The sequence below is a fragment of the Luteibacter yeojuensis genome (assembly GCF_000964085.1).
In the GTDB taxonomy this organism is placed as follows: Bacteria; Pseudomonadota; Gammaproteobacteria; order Xanthomonadales; family Rhodanobacteraceae; genus Luteibacter; species Luteibacter yeojuensis_A.
In genome coordinates this window covers 59,169-78,676 of sequence record NZ_JZRB01000008.1, presented here as the reverse complement: position 1 = coordinate 78,676, position 19,508 = coordinate 59,169, and the positions used below count along the sequence as shown (strand labels likewise).

The 19,508-nt window shown below is 66.3% G+C and carries 20 protein-coding genes; 3 read left to right on the top strand and 17 right to left on the bottom strand.

Annotation, left to right across the window (positions count from 1 at the left end):
• Nucleotides 1–23: 23 nt before the first annotated feature.
• The gene (locus tag VI08_RS04885; RefSeq protein WP_045828433.1) at nt 24–2,204 is read right to left on the bottom strand and encodes a RelA/SpoT family protein; all 2,181 of its coding nucleotides are present in this window, start codon (nt 2,202–2,204) and stop codon (nt 24–26) included.
• A 119-nt stretch (nt 2,205–2,323) separates the two neighbouring features.
• Entirely contained in the window at nt 2,324–2,614 is a 291-nt protein-coding gene (gene rpoZ, locus VI08_RS04880) for a DNA-directed RNA polymerase subunit omega (protein WP_045828432.1), read from the bottom strand.
• 177 nt (nt 2,615–2,791) lie between these two features.
• Between rpoZ and VI08_RS04875 the strand changes: the two genes are divergently transcribed.
• Complete coding sequence (locus VI08_RS04875) at nt 2,792–3,622, top strand: MlaA family lipoprotein (protein WP_045828431.1); 831 nt, start codon at nt 2,792–2,794, stop codon at nt 3,620–3,622.
• An 85-nt stretch (nt 3,623–3,707) separates the two neighbouring features.
• Here the strand turns inward: VI08_RS04875 and VI08_RS04870 are convergent, their stop codons facing one another.
• From VI08_RS04870 to VI08_RS04830, 9 genes are all read right to left on the bottom strand, one after another.
• Nucleotides 3,708–4,004 carry an STAS domain-containing protein gene (locus VI08_RS04870; protein ID WP_045828430.1) on the bottom strand — a complete coding sequence of 99 codons (297 nt, stop codon included), beginning with the start codon at nt 4,002–4,004 and terminating at the stop codon, nt 3,708–3,710.
• Entirely contained in the window at nt 4,001–4,684 is a 684-nt protein-coding gene (locus VI08_RS04865; protein ID WP_045828429.1) for an MlaC/ttg2D family ABC transporter substrate-binding protein, read from the bottom strand. The genes VI08_RS04870 and VI08_RS04865 overlap by 4 nt, the downstream gene beginning before the upstream one ends.
• Before the next feature lie 21 nt (nt 4,685–4,705).
• A complete protein-coding gene (mlaD, locus tag VI08_RS04860) occupies nt 4,706–5,596 on the bottom strand; it encodes an outer membrane lipid asymmetry maintenance protein MlaD (RefSeq protein WP_045828428.1) in 891 nt (296 codons plus the stop codon).
• A gap of 58 nt (nt 5,597–5,654) precedes the next feature.
• On the bottom strand, nt 5,655–6,422 hold the full coding sequence (gene mlaE / locus VI08_RS04855; protein WP_045828427.1) for a lipid asymmetry maintenance ABC transporter permease subunit MlaE: 768 nt from the start codon (nt 6,420–6,422) through the stop codon (nt 5,655–5,657).
• Complete coding sequence (locus tag VI08_RS04850) at nt 6,419–7,231, bottom strand: ABC transporter ATP-binding protein (protein WP_045828426.1); 813 nt, start codon at nt 7,229–7,231, stop codon at nt 6,419–6,421. Before VI08_RS04850 ends, mlaE begins: the two co-directional genes overlap by 4 nt.
• Entirely contained in the window at nt 7,228–7,845 is a 618-nt protein-coding gene (gmk, locus tag VI08_RS04845) for a guanylate kinase (protein WP_045828425.1), read from the bottom strand. Before gmk ends, VI08_RS04850 begins: the two co-directional genes overlap by 4 nt.
• 99 nt (nt 7,846–7,944) lie before the next feature.
• Nucleotides 7,945–8,316, bottom strand: a complete 372-nt coding sequence (locus VI08_RS04840) for a hypothetical protein (RefSeq protein ID WP_045828424.1) — start codon at nt 8,314–8,316, stop codon at nt 7,945–7,947.
• Between the two features lie 26 nt (nt 8,317–8,342).
• Nucleotides 8,343–9,167, bottom strand: a complete 825-nt coding sequence (locus VI08_RS20740) for a DUF4339 domain-containing protein (protein WP_052697692.1) — start codon at nt 9,165–9,167, stop codon at nt 8,343–8,345.
• Between the two features lie 57 nt (nt 9,168–9,224).
• The gene (locus VI08_RS04830) at nt 9,225–10,136 is read right to left on the bottom strand and encodes an AraC family transcriptional regulator (protein WP_052697691.1); all 912 of its coding nucleotides are present in this window, start codon (nt 10,134–10,136) and stop codon (nt 9,225–9,227) included.
• A gap of 97 nt (nt 10,137–10,233) precedes the next feature.
• Between VI08_RS04830 and VI08_RS04825 the strand changes: the two genes are divergently transcribed.
• A complete protein-coding gene (locus VI08_RS04825; RefSeq protein ID WP_045828422.1) occupies nt 10,234–11,214 on the top strand; it encodes an oxidoreductase in 981 nt (326 codons plus the stop codon).
• 76 nt (nt 11,215–11,290) lie between these two features.
• Here the strand turns inward: VI08_RS04825 and VI08_RS04820 are convergent, their stop codons facing one another.
• The 5 genes from VI08_RS04820 to VI08_RS04800 form a co-directional block, all read right to left on the bottom strand.
• Nucleotides 11,291–12,598 (bottom strand): metal-dependent hydrolase family protein, encoded by a 1,308-nt coding sequence (locus VI08_RS04820; RefSeq protein ID WP_045828421.1) that lies wholly within the window; start codon nt 12,596–12,598, stop codon nt 11,291–11,293.
• Complete coding sequence (locus VI08_RS04815) at nt 12,595–14,784, bottom strand: penicillin acylase family protein (protein WP_045828420.1); 2,190 nt, start codon at nt 14,782–14,784, stop codon at nt 12,595–12,597. Before VI08_RS04815 ends, VI08_RS04820 begins: the two co-directional genes overlap by 4 nt.
• A 53-nt stretch (nt 14,785–14,837) precedes the next feature.
• The gene (locus VI08_RS04810; RefSeq protein WP_045828419.1) at nt 14,838–15,443 is read right to left on the bottom strand and encodes a hypothetical protein; all 606 of its coding nucleotides are present in this window, start codon (nt 15,441–15,443) and stop codon (nt 14,838–14,840) included.
• Between the two features lie 110 nt (nt 15,444–15,553).
• Nucleotides 15,554–16,357: a lysozyme inhibitor LprI family protein gene (locus VI08_RS20735; protein WP_052697690.1), complete on the bottom strand. Its 804-nt coding sequence runs from the start codon at nt 16,355–16,357 to the stop codon at nt 15,554–15,556.
• 204 nt (nt 16,358–16,561) lie between these two features.
• Entirely contained in the window at nt 16,562–17,593 is a 1,032-nt protein-coding gene (locus VI08_RS04800; RefSeq protein ID WP_232309465.1) for a nuclease, read from the bottom strand.
• Between the two features lie 143 nt (nt 17,594–17,736).
• Here VI08_RS04800 and VI08_RS04795 point away from each other — a divergent pair, with 143 nt between their 5' ends.
• Nucleotides 17,737–18,933 carry a serine hydrolase domain-containing protein gene (locus VI08_RS04795; protein ID WP_045828418.1) on the top strand — a complete coding sequence of 399 codons (1,197 nt, stop codon included), beginning with the start codon at nt 17,737–17,739 and terminating at the stop codon, nt 18,931–18,933.
• Nucleotides 18,934–18,969: 36 nt separating this feature from the next.
• Here the strand turns inward: VI08_RS04795 and VI08_RS04790 are convergent, their stop codons facing one another.
• Nucleotides 18,970–19,452, bottom strand: a complete 483-nt coding sequence (locus tag VI08_RS04790; RefSeq protein WP_045828417.1) for a nuclear transport factor 2 family protein — start codon at nt 19,450–19,452, stop codon at nt 18,970–18,972.
• Between the last annotated feature and the right edge of the window lie 56 nt (nt 19,453–19,508).

The following is a 19,508-nucleotide window of genomic DNA, read 5'->3' as shown; positions in this document are numbered from 1 at the left end:
AAGCGGCGATGCCGCGACACCCCTTAGAGCGGGTGGCGGTAGACGCCGCTGACCACGCCCGTGCGCCTCACGCGCCGCATCACGTCGGCCAGGTGCTTGCGGCCCTTCACCTCGATGGCGAAGAGCAGCGTGGCGGCGGTGCTGTCGCGCTCGATGTATTCCACGTTCTCGATGTTCGAGCCGGCGTCCGCGATGGCGGCGGCGACCGTGGCGAGGACGCCCGGGCGGTTGAGTACTTCGATGCGCAGCTCGGCGCGGTAATCGCCGCTGACATCGCGATCCCACTCGATGGCCACGATGCGCTCGGGCGTCTTGCGGAACTCGGCCACGTTGGGGCATTCGACCCGGTGCACGACAATGCCCTTGCCCGACGACAGGAATCCGATGATCTCGTCGCCCGGCAGCGGGTGGCAGCAATTGCCGAAGCTGAGGACGCCGCGCTCGGCGCCGCTGATGCGGATCTTTTCCACCGTGTGCTCGACGGGCGCGTGCGGGTGCGATTCGCGCGGGCCCATGACGCTCACGAGCTGGTTGGCCACCTGGTCGGCGAAGCGGTTGCCGAGGGCGATCTCGGAGAGCAGTTCCTCGAGCCGCTTGAACTTGGCTTCCTCGAGGAAGCGATCGAGCACGGCAGGCGGGATGGCATCGAGGCTGAGGCCGCGGGCATCCAGCGCGCGGTCGAGCATGCGGTGGCCGAAATCGACCGCGTCCTCATGCTGCAGGTGTTTCAGGTACTGGCGGATGGCGGTACGCGCCTTGCCCGTGACCACGGCCTCGAGCCACGCCGGGTTCGGCACGGCGGAGGGCGCGGTGATGACCTCCACCACCTGGCCGGAGACCAGGCGCGTGCGCAGCGGCACCAGCTTCTTGTCGACGCGCGCGGCCACGGCGTGGTCACCCACGTCGGTATGCACGGCGTAGGCGAAATCGAGCGCGGTGGCGTTGCGCGGCAGCGAGAAGATATCGCCACGCGGCGTGAACAGGTACACCTCGTCGGGGAAGAGGTCGATCTTGACGTTTTCCAGGAACTCGGCGGCCGACGGCGTGTTGGCCTGGCTATCGGCCAGCGCCGAGAGCCACTCGCGCGCGCGCAGCTGCGCGCTGTTGGCCGGGCCCGAATCGCTCTTGTACGCCCAGTGCGCCGCCACGCCGCGCTCCGCCACCGATTCCATCTCCGAGGTGCGGATCTGGATCTCGATGGGGGCGCCGAAGGGCCCGAGCAGCACGGTATGCAGCGACTGGTAGCCGTTGCCCTTGGGGATGGCGATGAAATCCTTGAAGCGCGCGTCGACCGGCTTGTACAGGCCGTGCACCGAACCCAGCGCCATGTAGCAATGCATGGCCGTGTCGGTGATGACGCGGAAGCCGTACACATCCATGAGCTGCGCGAACGATTTGTGCTCGTTGCGCATCTTCGAATAGATGCTCCACGGGCTCTTGATGCGGCTGACCGCGCGGCCGGGGATCTTGTCGGCGGCGAGGCGGCCCTCGAGCGCCATCTCGATCTTCGCCATGGCCTCGCGGCGGTTGCCCAGCGCGGCCCGGATACGCTCGCTGATGATGCGGTGGCGGTCGGGGTACAACGCCTTGAAGCCGAGATCCTGCAGCTCGGCCTTGAACTTGTTCATGCCCAGGCGCTGCGCGATGGGCGCGTAGATCTCGAGCGTCTCGCGCGCGATGCGGCGGCGCGAGGAGGAATCCTTCGCGCCCAGCGTGCGCATGTTGTGCAGGCGGTCGCTGAGCTTGATGAGGATGACGCGCAGGTCGCGCGCCATGGCCAGCAGCATCTTGCGGAAGCTCTCGGCATCGGCCTCGGCGCGGCTGGAGAAGCGCATCTTGTCGAGCTTGGTGACGCCATCGACCAGCTCGGCCACGGTTTCGCCAAACGCGCCGGCGAGTTCCTCGCGGCCGAGCTGAGTGTCTTCGAGGGTGTCGTGCAGGATGGCCGCGATGATGGTCTCGGCATCGAGGCCGAGCTCGGCCAGCACCTGCGCCACCGCCACGGGGTGCGTGATGTAGGGCTCGCCCGATTTACGCGTCTGGCCCTCGTGCGCCACGGCGCCGACGAGGAACGCGCGGCGGATGCGCAGCACCTGCTCCTTGGGCAGGTAGGCGCCCACGCGATCTTCCAGCGCCTGCACGTAGGCGGGCACCGGGGTGTCGTCGGCGACGTCGGTCAGCTTCTTGGCGGGGATGACTTCCATGGGAGTGCCTTGCGCCTGGCCTCAGGCGGCATGGCCTCCCGCGCGCGGCCTGCGTGGCCGCGCTTCAACAACGTGCGCAGTAACGTGATGACAGCTGGGTCGACAGGGACCCGGCTGCATCAGTCATCTCCGCCCTTCGAGAGGTCGTCGTCCACTTCCGTGGCGGCCCACTCGAGGGCTTCGCGCTCGGCACGCTCGCGGGCAGCCTTGTCGATTTCGTCGATCATCTGCTCGTTGACGCGGCGATCGGCGATCTCGCGCAGGGCAAGCACGGTGGGCTTGTCGTTGTTCGGATCGAGGGTGGGCTCCGCGCCCTTGGAGAGCTGGCGAGCACGCTTGGTCGCCATGAGCACGAGCTCAAAGCGGTTGTCGACTACCTCGAGGCAGTCTTCGACGGTAATACGGGCCATTTCAAATCCTTGACAACAAAGACACTTATGACCGTGCAGTTTAGCGGCCCGGGCGGTTGGCTGTCCATTGGGGGGAGGGGTATCATGCCGGGTTCTGGCACGGAAGGACGGGCGTTAGTGCAAATAATAAAACCAAGCGGTACACTAAAGTATCGCCCCACCCCCAGAGTCACCCCGATGGACCCCAACAACACCTTCAAGCGGCTGTTCCGCACGGCGCTCGGCCTGGCCGCCGTGGCCCTGCTGGCCGCCTGCCACGTGGCCCCGCCGCGTACCGACGACCCGAACGAGCACCTGAACCGCAAGGTCTACGCGTTCAACGACAAGCTCGACAAGGCGGTGATCCGCCCGGTCGCGGTCGGCTACCGCAGCATCACCACCCCGGGCGTCCGCACGGCGGTGAGCGATTTCTACACCAACATCCGCCTGCCGATCACCATTGGCAACCAGATCCTGCAGGGCCGCCCGGGCCAGGCCGCCGTCACCACGGGCCGCTTCCTGGTGAACCTCGGCATCGGTTTCCTGGGCTTCAAGGACCCGGCCAGCATGCTGGGCATGCCGCTGTACGACAGCGATTTCGGCGTCACCCTGGCCCGCTGGGGCGTCCCGGAGGGCGATTACCTCGTGCTGCCGTTCGTGGGCCCGACCACGGTCCGCGATGTCTGGCGCTTGCCGGTCGACAGCTACTTCTTCGATCCGCTCAGCTACTTCTCGCGTAACCATGATTTCCACCATGGTGAGTACTACGCGCCGTCGGTGCTCTACCTGGTCACCCTGCGTGCCCGCGCCATCGATGCGGAGAGCTTCCTGGCGTCGGCGTACGACCCGTACGTGTTCATGCGTGACGCCTACCGCCAGCAGCGCCTCTACCAGATCTACGACGGCAACCCGCCGGCGGATGTGATCGAGAAGATGCAGGGCCTGCACGACGACAAGGATTTCGACCCGGATGAGCTGCTGGATGAGCAGCACAAGTGGGAACGGCAGAACGGGCAAAACCCGGATTGACGAGAAAAACCCGGCCCAGGCCGGGTTTTTTATGCCTGCAGATTTTTGTAGGAGCTTGCTTGCAAGCTCCCACAGCTGCCTTGTTCTACAAGAGCGTGCTGACGCCTGAGACGCGGGCCAGGGCTTCGAGGCCCCTGGGGGCGTTGGCCACCTTCATGTCGGTGCCTTTCTGGCGGGCGTGCGCCAGCAGGGCCAGCACCGAGGCCAGGCCGGCGCTATCGGCCTGGGTGACCCCGGCGAGATCGAGCGTGGGCGGGGCGTTGCGCTCGAGCGCCGTGCGGCCCGCGGCGAGGACCGCCGCGGCCGTGGCGAACGTCAGCGCGCCGGAGACCGCGAGGGCCCCCGGCGCGTCGGCCAGCTGGAACGTGGCCGGCTGGATCACTTTTTGGCGCCGCCCTGGCCGCTGTCCTGCTTCATCTCGTCGATGGCGGCGGAACCCTTCTGCTCGAGATCGGCGGTGAGCTTGTCGAGGCCTTCCTTGCGGATCTCGGCATCGACCTGGTTGCGGTAGTTGGTGATGTACGAGATGCCCTCGATGATCACGTCGTAGGCCTTCCAATCGCCGCTCTTGGCCTGGCGGAACGCGTAATCGACCGAGACCGACTTGCCGTCGTCGAGCATGACCTGGGTGCGGACCACGGTGCGCGACTTGTTGAGGTCGCCCGTGAACGGCAGCACCTTGACGCGGCCGCGGGTGTAGTTGAGCAGGCCCTCGGCATAGCGGTGGGTGATGGAGTTGTAGAACGCCTTGGCGAAGCGCTCGCGCTGCTGCGGGCTGGCTTCGCGGGCGTGCTGGCCCAGCACGAGGATGGAGGCGTAATCGATGTCGAAGTGCGGCAGGAACGTGTCGTCGATGACGGCGATCAGCTTTTCCTTGTCGTTCTTCAGTTCGGCCTGGTGGCCCTCGATGGCCTTGGACAGGTCGTTCGAGATCTGCTCGACCACCTGCTGGGGCGACTGGCCCTGCGTGGCGGCCGGGGCCGCCGCGGTCTGGGCGAAGGCCGGGGCGGCGATGACGGTGCCGGCGGCGAGGGCGATGGCGAGCGAAAGCTGACGCAACATGCGGGTGTCTCCTGGACCGGCTTACTTCTTGCCGGCGTTATCGGGTTGGGCGCCACCCTGGCCACTGGAGCCCTGGGCGTTGCCGTTCTTGTTGTCGCTCGGCGAACCGTTCACGAGGAACTTGCCGATCAGGTCTTCCAGCTGGAGCGCCGACTGCGTGAGCACCAGCTCATCGCCATCGCCCAGGAACTCCGGCGACCCGCCGGGCTGGATCGCAACATACTGGCTGCCGATCAAACCGCTTGTGAACACCGCGGCCGACGAGTCATTGGGTATCTGGGAGTAGTTCTTGTCGATCGCAAGGGTAACCGTGGCTTCGACCGAACCCGGCTTGACCACCACCGACTCGACGCTGCCGATGGGCACGCCGGCCATCTTCACGGCCGCGCCCGGCTGCAGGCCGCCGATGTTCGTGAAGTTGCCCGTCACGTGGAAGGTGCCGCCCAGGCGGTCGGGGGCGCTGCCGCCGCCGAAGAACTTGCCGAGCATCTCTTCCAGCTGCTGTGCCGGGCGGGTGAACGCCAGGGCACCGCCTGCCTTCAGCGGGTTTTTCGAGTGGCCGTACTGCAGGCCCACGTACTGGTCGCCCAGCAGGCCGCTGGTGTAGATGGTGGCCACCGAGTCGTCGGGGATGTCCTTGCGGTTGTCGTCGATGGCCAGGGTGACCTTGGCCTCCTCCTTGCCCGGCACCAGGTCGATGGCGGACACGGAACCGACACGCACGCCGGCCACCTTGACCGGGGCGCGCACCTTCAGCTGGCCGACATTGGCGAAGCGGGTTTCCACGTCGTACGTGGAGCCGCCGTGCTGGTTGGCGACGGAGGTGGTCTGCGTGGCGAGGTAAGCCAGCGCGGCGAAACCGAGCACGATGAACAGGCCGGTGCCGACGGCATAGGAACGTCTCTGGGTCACGGCACGATCCTCGAATGGAAAACGGAAAGGGGGGTGTTCATGGCGGGCCTCCGTGCCTTCAGATCAGGAACGAGGTGAGGACGAAGTCCAGCGCCAGGATGGCGATGGACGATGCGACCACCGTGCGGGTGGTCGCATACGCGACGCCTTCGCTGGTGGGCGGCGTGGTATAGCCCTGGAATACCGCGATGAGCGACACCACGATGCCGAAGGCGAAGGACTTGAGCAGCACGCCGTTGACGATGTCCTTGTGGACATCCACCGAGGCGGTCATGTTGGACCAGAACGTGCCGTTGTCGATACCGAGCCACGTGACACCGACCAGGTGGCCGCCGAACACGCCCATGGCGCAGAAGACGACGCCCAGCAGCGGCAGCGCGATGACGCCCGCGAGGAAGCGCGGCGCGACGACGTAGGCGATGGGGTCGACCGCCATCATCTCCATGGCATCGAGCTGGTCGGTGGCCCGCATGAGGCCGATCTCGGCGGTGATGGAGGTGCCCGCGCGGCCGGCGAACAGCAGCGCCGTGACCACGGGGCCCAGCTCGCGGTAGATGGCGATGGCCACCACGGTACCGGTGGCCGAGGTGCCGCCGAAGATCGACAGCACGTCGTACAGCTGCAGGCCCAGCACCATGCCCACGAACAGGCCGCAGGTCATGACGATGGTGAGGCTCATGGCGCCCACGAACCAGATCTGCCGGATCGTCTCGCGGCCGTGCCGCATGCTGCGCGGGATGGCCGCCAGGATCGTGAGCAGGAACAGGCCGCTGGCGCCGATCTGCGCCAGGCTGCGGGTTACGACGTTATCTTCCCTGGCCGTCATGCCTTGCCTCCCGGGAAACCCAGCGCCGTGGCGTAGTCGCCGGCCGGGTACTGGAACGGAACGGGGCCATCGGCCTCGCCGCCGAAGAACTGCGCCGTCCACGGCGAGCCATCGTTGACGAGCTCACTGGGCGCGCCCTGGGCGACGACCTTGCCGTTGGCGATGAGGAACACGTGGTCAGCCACCTTCTGCACCGCGGCCAGCTCGTGCGCCACCAGGATGCTGGTGATGCCGAGCGTTTCGTTGAGCGTGCGGATGAGCAGCAGCACCTGGTTCAGCGCGATGGGGTCGAGGCCGACGAAGGGCTCGTCGTACAGGATGAGCGCCGGATCGAACACGATGGCGCGCGCCAGGGCCACGCGGCGGGCCATGCCGCCCGACAGCTCGGTGGGCATGAGCCGCGCGGCGCCGCGCAGGCCCACGGCCTGCAGCTTGTTCAGCACGATGTTGCGGATGAGTTCCTCGGGCAGCTTCGTGTGCTGGCGCAGCGGGAACGCCACGTTCTCGAACACGTCGAAATCGGTGAGCAGCGCCGAGTTCTGGAACAGGTAGCCGATGCGCTCGCGCAGCTCGAACAGTTTCTCGCGCGAGAGCGTGGGCACGTTGGTGCCGTCGACCTCGACGGTGCCGGCATCGCCGCGCATCTGCCCGGTGATGTGCTTCAGCAGCGTGGTCTTGCCCGTGCCGCTGGGGCCCATGATGGCCGTGACCTTGCCGCGCGGGATGTCGAGGTCCAGCGCGTCGAAGATGGTCTTGCCGTTGAGGACCGTGGTGAGGCCGCGTACGCGGACGATGGCGTCGTCGGTCATGGGGCGAGCAGTTCCTCGATGAGGGCCTCGTGGCGCTTGCACGCCCACGCGCTGCGCAGGCGCACGGCACGGACGATGGCTTGCAGGTCGGCCAGCGCGTCTTCGAAGCGATCGTTCACGATGATGTAGTCGAACTCATGGGCGTGGGCGATTTCTTCGCGGGAGTTGAACAGGCGGCGCTCGATGACTTCCGGCGCGTCGGACCCGCGGCCACGCAGGCGGCGCTCGAGTTCCGGGCGCGAGGGCGGCAGGATGAAGACGCTGACGCAATCGGGCTTGCCCTTGCGCACCTGGCGGGCGCCCTGCCAGTCGATCTCCAGCAGCACGTCGCCACCGGCCGTGAGCTTGCCTTCGACCACGGTACGCGAGGTGCCGTAGAGGTTGCCATGCACTTCGGCGTGCTCGAGGAAGATGCCCTCGGCGATCTCGCGCTCGAAATCGGGGCGCTCGACGAAGAAATAGTGCCGGCCATACTGCTCGCCCACGCGGGGCGGCCGCGTGGTGTGGGACACGGACAGGGAGATCTGCGGTTCGCGCTCGAGCAGCGCATTGACCAGCGTGGACTTGCCCGCACCGGAGGGCGCGGCCACCACGAACAGGGTGCCGTCGCTCATCCGTGGGGATCTCGTTGTGGGGTCATGGCTATTCCCGTCACGCAAAGCGGGATTGTAGCCGGAATCGTGGCCCGGGCGCCTTGCGGCGCCCTTTCGGCCCTATAGCCAGCGGATATGCAGGAACGCGAGGGGATGGAACAGCCACGCCGCGACGAAGGTCACCAGGCAGACCGTGGCGCTTGCCACCCACGCGCCGGCGCCCTGCACGGCCGGCTCCACCTGGCCGGTTTTCTGCCATTTCGCCAGCCAGGTCATCTGGGCCTGCAGGTAGTAATGCGTAAAGAAAACCAGCGTCACGTTGCTGATCCGTGGGCTGACCCCGTAAGCGGGCAGCCGGGCCTTCATGGAACGGGCCATGGAAAAAACGGCCATGTAGCGGAAGAGGATGACGACGAGCATGGCCGCGGCAAGCGTGGCGAGCCGGCTGTGGATGCCCCCCGTCGTTACATGCGGGCTATCGGCGAAGACCACGCGGAAGCCGCTGTAGTGAGAGATCGTTACTGGCCGTGGGCCATGAGCACCATCACGATGGTGGCGAAAAACAGCAGCATGAGTGCGAAGCACGCCGCGAAGATGATCCAGAACACGTTGCGTGGCGCCGGCGGCGCCACCTGCCCCGTCTGCCGCCAGCGCGCCACCCAGCTCAGCTGGCCCTGCAGGTAATACACCGAGAAGAAGAACAGGGTGACGCCGCCGATCTCGGGCACCAGGCCGTATCGGGGCAGCACCTCGCGCAGGGAGCGGGCCATGGCGAAGTAGCCGACGATGCGGATCACGAACGAGGCCAGCACGGCCAGCCCGAAGAAACTGAAGTAACTCATCATGCCGGCCACGGCGGCGACGTCGGGGCGGCCATCGGTCGAAAGGTTCAGCGCCATGCCCATCATCAGGAACCAGCCGAGGGGCAGCAGGCACAGCGACACCACAAGCCACACCGTGGCCTTGCTGGTGGGGTCGATCTTCTTGACCCACGCCGACTGCAGGAACTGCCACACGATGCCCATCAGGCCGCCCGCGAACAGGTCGACGAGGAAGATGACGAACCAGGGGATATCGGGCGGTGGCGGTAGTTCGCCGTGCAACGGCCCGGCCACCGGGCCTGTCATAGGCATGGTCGGCGGCATGGGCCTGCCCGCCATCGGCGGGGGCACGGCGATACCCAGCATCACGTGCAGCGGCTGCCAGTCGGGCATGCCCTCGGCCCAGCCCATCGCGGTGGCTTCCACCTTGCCCTCGGCGACCCACGCGCGCAGCGTGGTTTCGTCATACGGCCCGAAGCGCTGGCCGTCGCGGCCCACCCAGATCTTGCGGCCTTCCGTCATGCCCCTACCCTGCCCTGATCGATGTTGCGGCGAGTATGCCCGGCGCCCCTGCGCGCGTCACGCAGCCGGCGCGTAGCGTGCAGGCGAAACGCCCACCACGCGCTTGAACGCATGGCTGAAGGCACTTTCCGAGCCGTAGCCCAGGTCGCGGGCCAGCGTCGCCACGGGCACGCTGCCGCGATGCAATGCCTGGCAGGCCAGGCGCATGCGCCATTCGGTGACGTAGGTGAGCGGCGCGGTACCGGCCACTTTGCGGAAGTGGCCCGCGAACACCGTTCGCGACATCGCGGCGAGCCGGGCCATCTCGTCGAGGCGCCAGTCGCGGCCGGGCGCCGCATGCACCTGGCGCAACACGGGCGCGAGCCTTGGGTCGGCCACGGCGCGCAGCCAGCCCGGCGGCAGCACGTCGCCCGTGGCCATGTGTGCGCGGAGCACCTGCACGAAAAGCAGGTGCGCGAGCTGGGCCTGCGCGATGCCCGCGCCGGGCAGCGCCTGCTGGCTCTCTTTCACCATCTGGTCGATGAGCCAGCGCATGGTCGTGGCTTCGGGCGTGTTGCCCGCGATGTGGATCCAGGGCGGCAGCGCGGCGAGCAGCATGGCTTCGTACGCCGGGTGGACCCGCACGTGGCCGCCGATCTGCAAGGTATCGGTGCCGTCGTTGAACGCCACGAGGCGCTCGGGCCCGTGCCACGCGAACTCGCTGGCGAAACGCGCGGGCAGGTCGGGATCGCTTGCCAGCACGAACGAGCGGCCGGCCGAGACGAGGATGACATCGCCCTCGCCCATCACGATGTCACGGGGCTCGCCGTCGATGCGCATGACGACGCGGCCGCGCGCCACGGCGAAGAACTTGAGTTTGTCGGGCGGCGGGAAGCGCACGGCCCAGTCGCCGCCCACGGTGAAGCCGCCGGACATCACCGACTCGAACTCGGCGAGGCGCAGGATCTCAGAAATGGGGTCGTCAGCCATATCCGTACGATTGAGCATGCATGGCGAACTTTCAAGCATTCATCGTCCGGGCTGCCGACTCTACCTTGGTAAGGCACCCCACCCTGGAGCCTTCCCCATGCAACACCCCCTGCCCTCCGGCCTCGGCGCCGCCACCACCGCCGCCGAGGCACTCGCCGGCATCGATCTCACCGGCAAGACCGCCGTGGTGACCGGCGGCTACGCCGGCCTCGGCCTGGAGACCGCCCGCGGCCTGCGCGACGCCGGCGCCCATGTCATCATCCCGGCCCGCGACATGGCCAAGGCCGCGAAGGCGCTGGACGGCGAAGCCGGCATCGAAGTGCTGCCCATGGACCTCGCCGACCCGGCCAGCATCGACGCCTTCGCCGCCGAGGTCGTCGGCCGCGGCGGCCCGCTGCACATCCTCATCAACAACGCGGGCGTGATGGCCTGCCCGCTGGAACGCGATGCGCGCGGCTTCGAGCGCCAGTTCGCCACCAACCATCTCGGGCATTACCAGCTCGCGGCGCGGCTGTGGCCGGCGTTGAAGCGCGCCAATGGCGCCCGCGTGATCTCGGTGTCGTCGCGCGGCCACCGCTATTCGCCCGTGGTGTTCGACGACCCGCATTTCGAGCGCCGCGAGTACGACCCGTGGCTGTCGTACGGCCAGTCGAAGACAGCGAATATCCTCTTCGCCATCGGCGTGGACACGCGCGGCAAGGCCGATGGCATCCGCGCGTTCTCACTGCACCCGGGTGCCATCGTCACCGACCTGGCGCGCTACATGAGCGTGGATGAGATGAAGAAGTTCGGCGCCATCGACGACGAGGGCAAGCCGGTGGTCGACCTCGAGCGCGGCATGAAAAGCGTGGCGCAAGGCGCGGCCACGAGCGCATGGGCGGCGACGAGCGCGCTGCTCGATGGCAAGGGTGGCCTGTATCTCGAGGATTGCGATGTCGCACCGATCCTCGACGACGCGACGCTGGAAGCGGCCGACCTGCGCCACCTGCACGGCGTGCGGCCGTACGCAGTGGATCCCGATGCAGCCGATGCGCTGTGGGAGCTGAGCGAGCAGCAGACAGGCGTTCGCATCGCCTGACGGCTATGTGTGCCCTCTTGTGGGAGCGCGCTTGCGCGCGATCGCGCGCAAGCGCGCTCCTACAGGTGAGGTGCGATCACGGCTTTTTGTAGATCGCGCCGCCCTTCATGACGAAAGGCACGTTCGACAGTACCGAGATGTCTTTCGTCGGGTCGCCCGGCACGGCGATGATGTCGGCGTCGAGGCCGGGTTTCAGCTGGCCGATGTGGTCCTCCTGGCGCAGCACTTTCGCGTCGACGGCCGTGGCGGCGAGCAGGGCCTTCGCCGGCGTCATGCCGTCGCGGACCATCCACTCCAGTTCCTTGTAGTTGGTGCCGTGGGTGAACACACCGACGTCGCTGCCGGCGCCGATGGTGACGCCCGCCCCCATGGCGCGTTTAAACGCGGTTTCCGAGGTTTTCATGGCCTCGTTCGGTGGCATGCCCGGCTTCCAGCCGCTGAAGTACTCCGCATAGGCGGCGCTGGCTTCCAGCGTGGGCATGTAGGCCACGTTGTGTTTCTTCATCAAGGCGAAGACGTCCGGCGTGCCGTCGTAGCCGTGTTCGATGGTGTCGACGCCAGCCATGACGGAACGGCGCATGCCTTCGGCCGTGCTCGAATGCACGGCCACGGGAAGGTTCAGCGAATGCGCGACTTCCACTGCCGCATTCAATTCTTCCTGCGTGAGCGTGGGCGAGGAACCCTTGGCCTTGCCGCAGTGGTAGTCGGCATAGAGCTTGATCCAGTCGGCACCGTGCGCGGCCTGGTCGCGGACGGCGTCGACCATCTGCGCCACGCCGCTGACGGGAATCGCGCCCTGCGGCAGGTCCATGTCCTCGCGGAAACCGAGCGGGCCAGGGCCATAGCAGTGCGCCGCCACGGTGGCGCGCGTCGCGACGAACAGGTGCGGGCCGGGGATGAGGCCGGTGTTGATGGCCTTCTGCACATCGACGTCCGCGTAGCCCGCGCCTTCGGTGCCGAGGTCGCGCAGCGCGGTGTAGCCCGCCATCAGCGTGTCGCGTGCGTGCTTCACCGCTTCCACCGTGCGGAAGGCCAGCGTCTCCTTGAGCACCTGGTCGTTCCACAGGGTTTCGTTGTAGGGGTGCAGGAAAATGTGCGAGTGCGCGTCGATGAGGCCCGGCAGCAGTGTCATGCCGGGGAACGTGAGCGTCTCGGTACCGGCGGGCGCGGCCACCTGTCCTTCCGGGCCCACCGCGGCGATCTTGTCGCCCTGCACCAGTACCACCCAGCCCGCGTGGGCCTGTTCGTCGCGCGCATCGAAAACCCGATCGGCCTTCAGCAGCACAGCGTGGTCGGCGGGCTTCGGAAGGTCGTCGGCGTGGGTGGCCGTCGCGGCCGTCGCGGCGGCCAGGCCGAGGGCCAGGGCAAGCCAGGTGGTCTTCATCGCATCGGGTCCTTGTCACCGGGGTGGTAGTGGCGTTCCACGTGGCCTTCGAGATCCTCGGGCCAGAAATACACCTTGCGCAGGTTGCCCGTGGTGTAGCGCTCGGCTTCGTCGTTGAAATGTGCCGATGCGGGGTCGCCACTTTCGCCACCGGCGGTGATGGCGCGGGCGCTGACCTTCGGCCCGAACTCCACGACGGCGACGAAGCTGTTGCCGCTGGTGCCGTAGTAGCGCTTGGTGCCCGGCCAGCGATGTGCACCGAACGAGGCGAGCGAGCCCCACCGCGACGAGGTAAACGGCACGGGCAGGCTGGGCTTCGCATCGTCGAACACCTGCGCGATGGCGGCGTCGTTGCGCTGGTAGCGGTTCACTTCGCCCCACGGCACGCCCCAGCTGCCGAAATCCTTCTCCAGCCGGTCGGCGGCATCGGCGAGCGCCTGCAGGCGTGCCTGCGGGCCGGCCTTCTCGGCCATGATGTCGTAGATGCTGAGGCCTTCCTGCGTATCGTCCTTGCTCACCTTGTCCCACAGGATGTCGCCCCAGAACACGGCGAGCGTCGTGGGCATGGAGGTGATGCCCCAGCGGTAATCCCACGCGCGCAGCAGGCCGATGGGCCCGCGCAGTTTCGTTTTCAGCGGGTCGCTTGCGGGCAGCGCGTCGTAATCCTTGATGAGCACGGGGAGCTGGCGTTCAAACGCCGGCAGGTAGGCATCAAACGCTGTTGCGATCAACGACGCCTGGGTGAAATCCTTCTGCCCTGTCAGCACGCGCGTGGCGTGGATGCCGCGGGGGTTCTCGCCCACCGAATCCATGTACTTCGGGAAATCGGCCTGCTTCGGGCTGTCGGGGCCCGCTGCCGAGTACGGCCAGTCGTTGGTGTTGAAGATCCAGCCCGTGCCGGGGTTGAACAGGCGCGGCGCCTTGTCCAGCGGCAACAGGCCCTGCCAGTCGTTCGTCGGGTCGCTGCCATCCACCGGCTTCGTGTAATCGAAGCGATCGTCCCGCTTCGGGATGAACTGCGGATGCAGGTAGGCGATGTTGCCCTTGTCGTCCGCGTAGATGGTGTTGTTCGAGGAGTTGGCCTTGAGCTCGGCCACTTTCATATAGGCCTTGTAATCGTTGGCCTTGGTGCGCAGCCAGCTCTGCTGCAGGGCCTCCAGCGGTTTGTTCATCAGCGCGAAGGCGATCCACTTGCCGGCCTTCTCGCCCACGATGGGGCCGTGGTGCGTGACGTAGGTGGTGAAGCGGCGCTCGCCGCCACCCTTCACCTTCACTGTGATCTCGCGCGTGGTGACGGGCCGCGTCTCCTTGCCGTAGCGGTAGGTCAGCTTGCCGTCCTGCTTCACGATCGTCTCGGCGAACTCGTCCACCACGTCGATACCCGACGAGGTGTGCATCCACCCAATATGCTGGTTGAAGCCCTGGTAGATGAAGAACTGGCCCCACGTCACGGCCCCGTACGCATCCAGGCCTTCGTCACTCGACATCTGCAGCTCGGAGCGGAAGAAGAACGAGGTATGCGGGTTGATCAGCAGCAGCGCATGGCCGTTGGCCGTGAGCTTCGGCGCGATGGCGATGCCATTGGACCCCGTGGGCTCCCACCAGCTCGACGGCGGCGTGACCTGGGCCAGGGCGCCAGCGGGGTCCTTACCGTAGAAGGCCTGCAGGCCCTTCGTGGAAACGCGCTCGATGTCGCCGCCGATGCTGCCCTCGGAGAAGCTCAGCGCCATCCACGATTCGAAGTGGGTGATGACGCGCGGGTGCACGTCGGGGTGCGTGGCGAGGTAGAAGTTCAGGCCATCGGCCCATGCATCCATCAAGGCCTTCAGCCACGACGGACTGCGGCGGTACATCGCTTTCAGCTGGGTCTCGTCGACGAACAGCTTCTGGCGCAGGTCCTTCCATAGCGCAGATTCCCCTTCCGCTTCGGACAGCCGCCCCAGCGACACCAGGTAATTGGTCTCGACGCGGTTGAAGTCGTCCTCGGCCTGGGCGTATGCCATGCCGAACACGGCATCCGCATCGGTTTTGCCGTGCACATGGGCGATGCCCCAGTCGTCGCGGGTGATCGACGTGGCCCCGGCTTCGCGCTTCCAGCGCGCGGCGTCCGCGTCGGCGGCATGCACGGCCGGGGCAAGGAGCGACGCGCAAAGCACGGCCAGCGCGCAACGGTGGAATCCAGACATGTTCGGTAACCCCTGACGGACTACCGATCGTAGCGGCTCGGGGCGTGAGCGCGTCAAGTCCCGGGCGGCGGGGCCGCGGCGATGTGCGGTGGTTCGTAGTTTACGGAGACGAAGTAGAGAACACGGCCTTGGATCGTGTTCGCTTGCAGGCTCACGAAGACGAAGGCGTTCACGGGCTGCTTGAGTGGCGCCATCTGCGGCTTTTGGTGATCCGCGGCAAATGCCTCGGCCGTCCGCGCCACGAAGTCGACATCCACCTTGGCAGGTGCCGGCTGGCCCCTTCGATAAGCCAGCTCCATGGGCCCGTACATATCGCTCAGCACGCGCCACGTATCGCCGAAGACCCGCGCGGCGGCGGAAAGGTCCGGGCCCTCGTAGCGCGACACCATCATCCGCGCGAGCTTGCCATCGGTGAAGTAGAACTGGACGTTCTCCTTCCTGCCCGCGAAATCACCCGCGTACGTCTCGAGGTCGCCATTGCTGAAGGATTTGTACGGGCCATAGGTGGCATCGGCCTTGACCTGCTCGGGCGTCATCTGGAAGGCCCAGGGGCCCAGCGGGATCGGCGGTGCCGGGATGGGCCCGACCGATGTGGCGAACAAGGGCATGGCCAGGCCCAGCAGGCAGGCCATGGCGACGTTGCGAAATCCCTGCTTCATGAGCTTCCCCCGCCCCACCCCATGTGGGGGCGCGCCCGCGCGCGATGCCCTACTTTCGGGGCACCGCGGTGGGTGCGTCAATGCGGGAGACTTAGGTCTACGATGCGACCCTACTTGGCCAAATGCTTCTCTACCTCGTTCGCGCGCTTCGCAGTGCTCCGCAGCATGCAACCTGCGGCCTCGACTTCTTCCGATTGCGATGAATCGGCGCCGATCGCGCACTGCGTCTTCAAGCCTTCGGCCCAACGCTCCTGCTCATCCGCCATCTTCCGTTGGCTCGCAACCGGCGCTGCAGCGAAAGCCCGCTCGTAGGCTCGTGCCACCCGCTCCTCCTGAAACTGGAGTTCATCGTCAGCGCAGGCGACGACTTTTGGGTTATTGCCAAAGCTTCGATCGACGCAGGCCTGGTAAGAGGAACGAATCCCATTGCGAGCGTGGGGGCCAAGGACATCCGGACCAGCCGAAAGTGGCTTTGCGCCGTAAGAAACAGGATCGGCCAGGCGGCGCTCAAGTTCCGTCGCGCGAATCGCCGTTTGCGTCATCGCACAGTCAGGAGCCGTGGGGATGCATATGGATTCCTTTCGCCTGATCCACGTGCGCTCCTCCGCCTTCAGCGACGCCCTGTCGGATTCATCGCTAGCGGCAGCCATGAGGGACTTGTAAGCGGTATTGAGCCTCTTATCCTGGTAGTCGAATTCATCGCTGGCGCACGATCTCAGCGCCGCTGCATCCGCAGCTGACGCATCGACGCAGCGTTGATAGCCAGGCCTGATCTTGATAGCCAACTGCTGGGATGTCGTGACAGGGCTATCGGCCTGCGCCACCGAAACGACGATGACCAGCCCTGCCACTGTAGTGCGCCGCAACCAGCCCCTGAAATACTTTGACGAAGTGGGGCTCGTGTAAGGCGGCATGTAACGATCCTTGTGCGTTTCGGCTTTCGTATCAGCTGGACGCCAGTCTAACGACGCGGCAAGCATTTGCAAATAAGCATTTGTCTGGAATAGAAAAAATGAGATTCATCTCATCCCGATGCGCATGACACGCCCTTCCTGCGCACGATTACAACGAAGACAAATGTGGGAGCGCGCTTGCGCGCGATGCCCCCCCCAGCTACATCAACGCACCGACGGCGACCGCGCCGCCGGTGCCGACCCCGTCTCGGGGTTATACGCCGGGTTGCTGCTATCAATCGACGACGGCCCGTGCGACGTCCGCGGCAACGCACTTTCCTTCCACGCCCGCACGACGAGGTCACGCAGCATGCTCGCACCCGCCGCCGTGCGGTTGTAGATCAGCTCACGGGCATCCGTGTTCGACGCGTCGGTCCACGCCCCCTTCTGGTCGAGCTGGTAAACCGCCTCGACGCTCTTGCCCGATTCCGTGAGGTAAGCGAGCACGGACTCGAACACATCGCCATCCATCGGGTCGAGCGGGTGCACCTTCGGCAGGATGTCCTTGTCGCTTAGGCCGATGGCGTCGACAAAGCCGCTTTCCATGCGGCCGTGGATCTTGTGGTCCCGCGTGTAGCCCTTCGGGTTCGGGCCCTGCCAGCCGTCGTGGTGAATGGTGACGTGAAGCGGCTGGGCACCGTCGCCAACGTAGTGGCCCATCTGCGCGACGAACATGGCGCAGGCCGTCTCGATGTTGGCGGTGGACTCGCCACGGGCCTGGCGCTCGCGGTAGGAACGGAAGCCGTTCACGAGGTGCCCATAGACCTCGACGAGCGCATACGGCAGCGTGCCGGTCCAGCGCACGTTGGTCTTAAGCGCATCGGGCGAATGTTCGGCCGCCAGCTTTTGCTGCTGTTTCGACAGCGCCAGGATGAACTCGAAGCGCGAGCGCGGGATCGGCTTCATGAAGTCGAACTGCTCCTGGAACCAGCCGTGGTTCGGGTCTTCCTCCATGCGCGAGAACGGCGTGGCGTCGTCGCGCCAGTCATCGGGCAGCGTGGAGGAATCCTCGATGAGGCTGAGGTAGTTGCGCAGGAACACCGGGCCATCGGGCGGCAGGCTCTCGATGGCCGTGCGGTCGATCACCGCGTGCCCGCGGTGGCCCCAGCCCAGGGCGGGGCCCGTGGCCAGCAAGGTGCCGATGGCGACGGCGAGCGCGGTGGTGGCGCCGCGGGCGCGGGTGGAAAGCGTGGTCATCGTGTCGGCCCCTGTCGGTTAAAGGTCGTACATCACGTGCAGATAGTACGTGCGTCCTTCCGCCCCGCAGTGCAAACGAACGGCACCTTGACAGCCGCCGGTGCAATTCCCTAGCGTCGCAGGCCTGTCGATGGAGTGACTGAATGCGCAACCTGCTCGCCGCATCCCTGCTGGCCCTTTTCGCCAGCACCGCCACCCACGCTGCCGCGCTGTCGCCGCCGCAGCAGGCCGCGCTCAAGCAACTCGTGAAGGAAGCCGAAGCCTCGCACAGCGATGCCATGGTCATCTGGAAGGATGGCAAGGAGATCGGCCATTACTACGCCGGAGGCAGTGCACCCGAGCCGATCGAACTCATGTCGGTCACCAAGTCGGTCGTGTCGCTCGGCATCGGCCAGCTCATCGACGAAGGCAAGATAAAGTCGCTCGACCAGCCGGTCGCCGATTTTTATCCCGAGTGGCGGCAGGGGCAGAAGGCCGCCATCACCGTGCGGATGCTGCTGGATCACTACTCGGGGATCCAGGCCGGTACCCCCGGCACGGAGATTTATCCCGCGCCTGACGCCGTGCAGCTTGCGCTCGCGGCGGAACTCGACAGCCCGCCTGGCACGCGTTTCGTTTACAACAACAAGGCCGTGAACCTGCTCGCCGGCATCGTCCTCAAGGTGACGGGCAAGCCCATGGATGGGTTCTTCCGGGAAGGGCTGTTCAAGGCCATGGATATCACGCCCGGCAACTGGGAAACGGACAAGGCCGGCAATCCCTACGCCATGGCCGGCCTGCCGCTCACGGCGGCGGATCTTGGCAAGCTGGGCGCACTGGTGATGCAGCGGGGCGAGTGGAAAGGCAAGCAGCTTGTCTCCACCCGCTACATCGACGCGATGCTGCAGGCGCAGGGAATCGATGAATGCGGCCTGCTCTGGTGGCGCAAGCCGCTGTGGATCCACCTTGAAACCGACCCGGCATCATTCGAAAAGCTACGCAAGGCCGGCGTACCCGAGGCCACGGTGGCCAAGCTCGAGAAAGGCTTGAAGGGCGCCAGCTACGACAACCAGGGTGCCGTCTTCGATGGCGTGTTCGCAGCCCTGGGGCCTGACGGCAGGAGCACGTTCCAGGCCGATCTGCAGAGCCGGGGCTTCGGTCCCAACAAGATGTTCAAGGTTACCCAGGGTCCGGTGGGCGCCTTCTACGGTGACGGCGATGGCGGGCAGTCGGTCGTCGTCATTCCCGCCGCGCACATCGTCGCCGTCCGCCAGATCGCAAAGAACAGCGAACAGGAAGAAGAGGGCGAGGGATTCGAAGACTTCGCCGACCTGGTGATCAAGGTCGCCGCTGTCCACTGACGGCAAGGCAGGTCGCTCAATATCCCGCGGCCTATGTCACGGCAAGGCGTGGTGCCCATAGCTAAAGGCGCGTGTTACTTGCCAACCGCCCCCTGCCTGGTGCCACACCAGCATGAAGTGCGCGGCGCCGAAGCACTTGTCGGTCTGCAGATCGCAGAACTCCTGGTCGCCCTCTTCGATCGCGCCAAAATCTTTGATGGGGTACACCTGCAGCGAACCGGCGACGAGCTTGCGGCGGAAGTGGCCGCATACGTTCTTGCCCGTGCGTTCAAGGTAGTCCTTACGCGTCCAGGTGACGCCGCCATTGTCGTGGTAGAACTCGAGGTGCTCGTCCAGCATGGCGGCGTGCTTGTCGAGCTGGCCGGGCGTGGCGCAGGTGTTGAAGGTGGCGAAGAACTGTGTGTCGAGGGCCGTGACGGTTTTTGTGAGGGCGCCCTCGGCGGTGGGGGCGTCTGCCGCGCTTGCGGCACCGGCGATGGCGAAGGCTAGCGTCGCTGCGAAGGTCATCTTGGTACGCATGGTTTCATCCCCTGGTTTGTCAGGCTTGACCTTGCGGGGGTGGCGCGGTGCCAACA

Coding starts and splice junctions, on each gene's coding strand:
- VI08_RS04830 (WP_052697691.1), bottom strand. CDS start 10,136: ATGGCTGACGACCCCATTTCTGAGATCCTGCGCCTCGCCGAGTTCGAG.
- VI08_RS20740 (WP_052697692.1), bottom strand. CDS start 9,167: ATGACGGAAGGCCGCAAGATCTGGGTGGGCCGCGACGGCCAGCGCTTC.
- VI08_RS04825 (WP_045828422.1), top strand. CDS start 10,234: ATGCAACACCCCCTGCCCTCCGGCCTCGGCGCCGCCACCACCGCCGCC.
- VI08_RS04800 (WP_232309465.1), bottom strand. CDS start 17,593: ATGACCACGCTTTCCACCCGCGCCCGCGGCGCCACCACCGCGCTCGCC.
- VI08_RS04885 (WP_045828433.1), bottom strand. CDS start 2,204: ATGGAAGTCATCCCCGCCAAGAAGCTGACCGACGTCGCCGACGACACC.
- VI08_RS04810 (WP_045828419.1), bottom strand. CDS start 15,443: ATGAAGCAGGGATTTCGCAACGTCGCCATGGCCTGCCTGCTGGGCCTG.
- VI08_RS04815 (WP_045828420.1), bottom strand. CDS start 14,784: ATGTCTGGATTCCACCGTTGCGCGCTGGCCGTGCTTTGCGCGTCGCTC.
- gmk (WP_045828425.1), bottom strand. CDS start 7,845: ATGAGCGACGGCACCCTGTTCGTGGTGGCCGCGCCCTCCGGTGCGGGC.
- VI08_RS04850 (WP_045828426.1), bottom strand. CDS start 7,231: ATGACCGACGACGCCATCGTCCGCGTACGCGGCCTCACCACGGTCCTC.
- mlaE (WP_045828427.1), bottom strand. CDS start 6,422: ATGACGGCCAGGGAAGATAACGTCGTAACCCGCAGCCTGGCGCAGATC.
- VI08_RS20735 (WP_052697690.1), bottom strand. CDS start 16,357: ATGCCGCCTTACACGAGCCCCACTTCGTCAAAGTATTTCAGGGGCTGG.
- VI08_RS04875 (WP_045828431.1), top strand. CDS start 2,792: ATGGACCCCAACAACACCTTCAAGCGGCTGTTCCGCACGGCGCTCGGC.
- VI08_RS04795 (WP_045828418.1), top strand. CDS start 17,737: ATGCGCAACCTGCTCGCCGCATCCCTGCTGGCCCTTTTCGCCAGCACC.
- VI08_RS04790 (WP_045828417.1), bottom strand. CDS start 19,452: ATGCGTACCAAGATGACCTTCGCAGCGACGCTAGCCTTCGCCATCGCC.
- rpoZ (WP_045828432.1), bottom strand. CDS start 2,614: ATGGCCCGTATTACCGTCGAAGACTGCCTCGAGGTAGTCGACAACCGC.
- VI08_RS04865 (WP_045828429.1), bottom strand. CDS start 4,684: ATGTTGCGTCAGCTTTCGCTCGCCATCGCCCTCGCCGCCGGCACCGTC.
- VI08_RS04820 (WP_045828421.1), bottom strand. CDS start 12,598: ATGAAGACCACCTGGCTTGCCCTGGCCCTCGGCCTGGCCGCCGCGACG.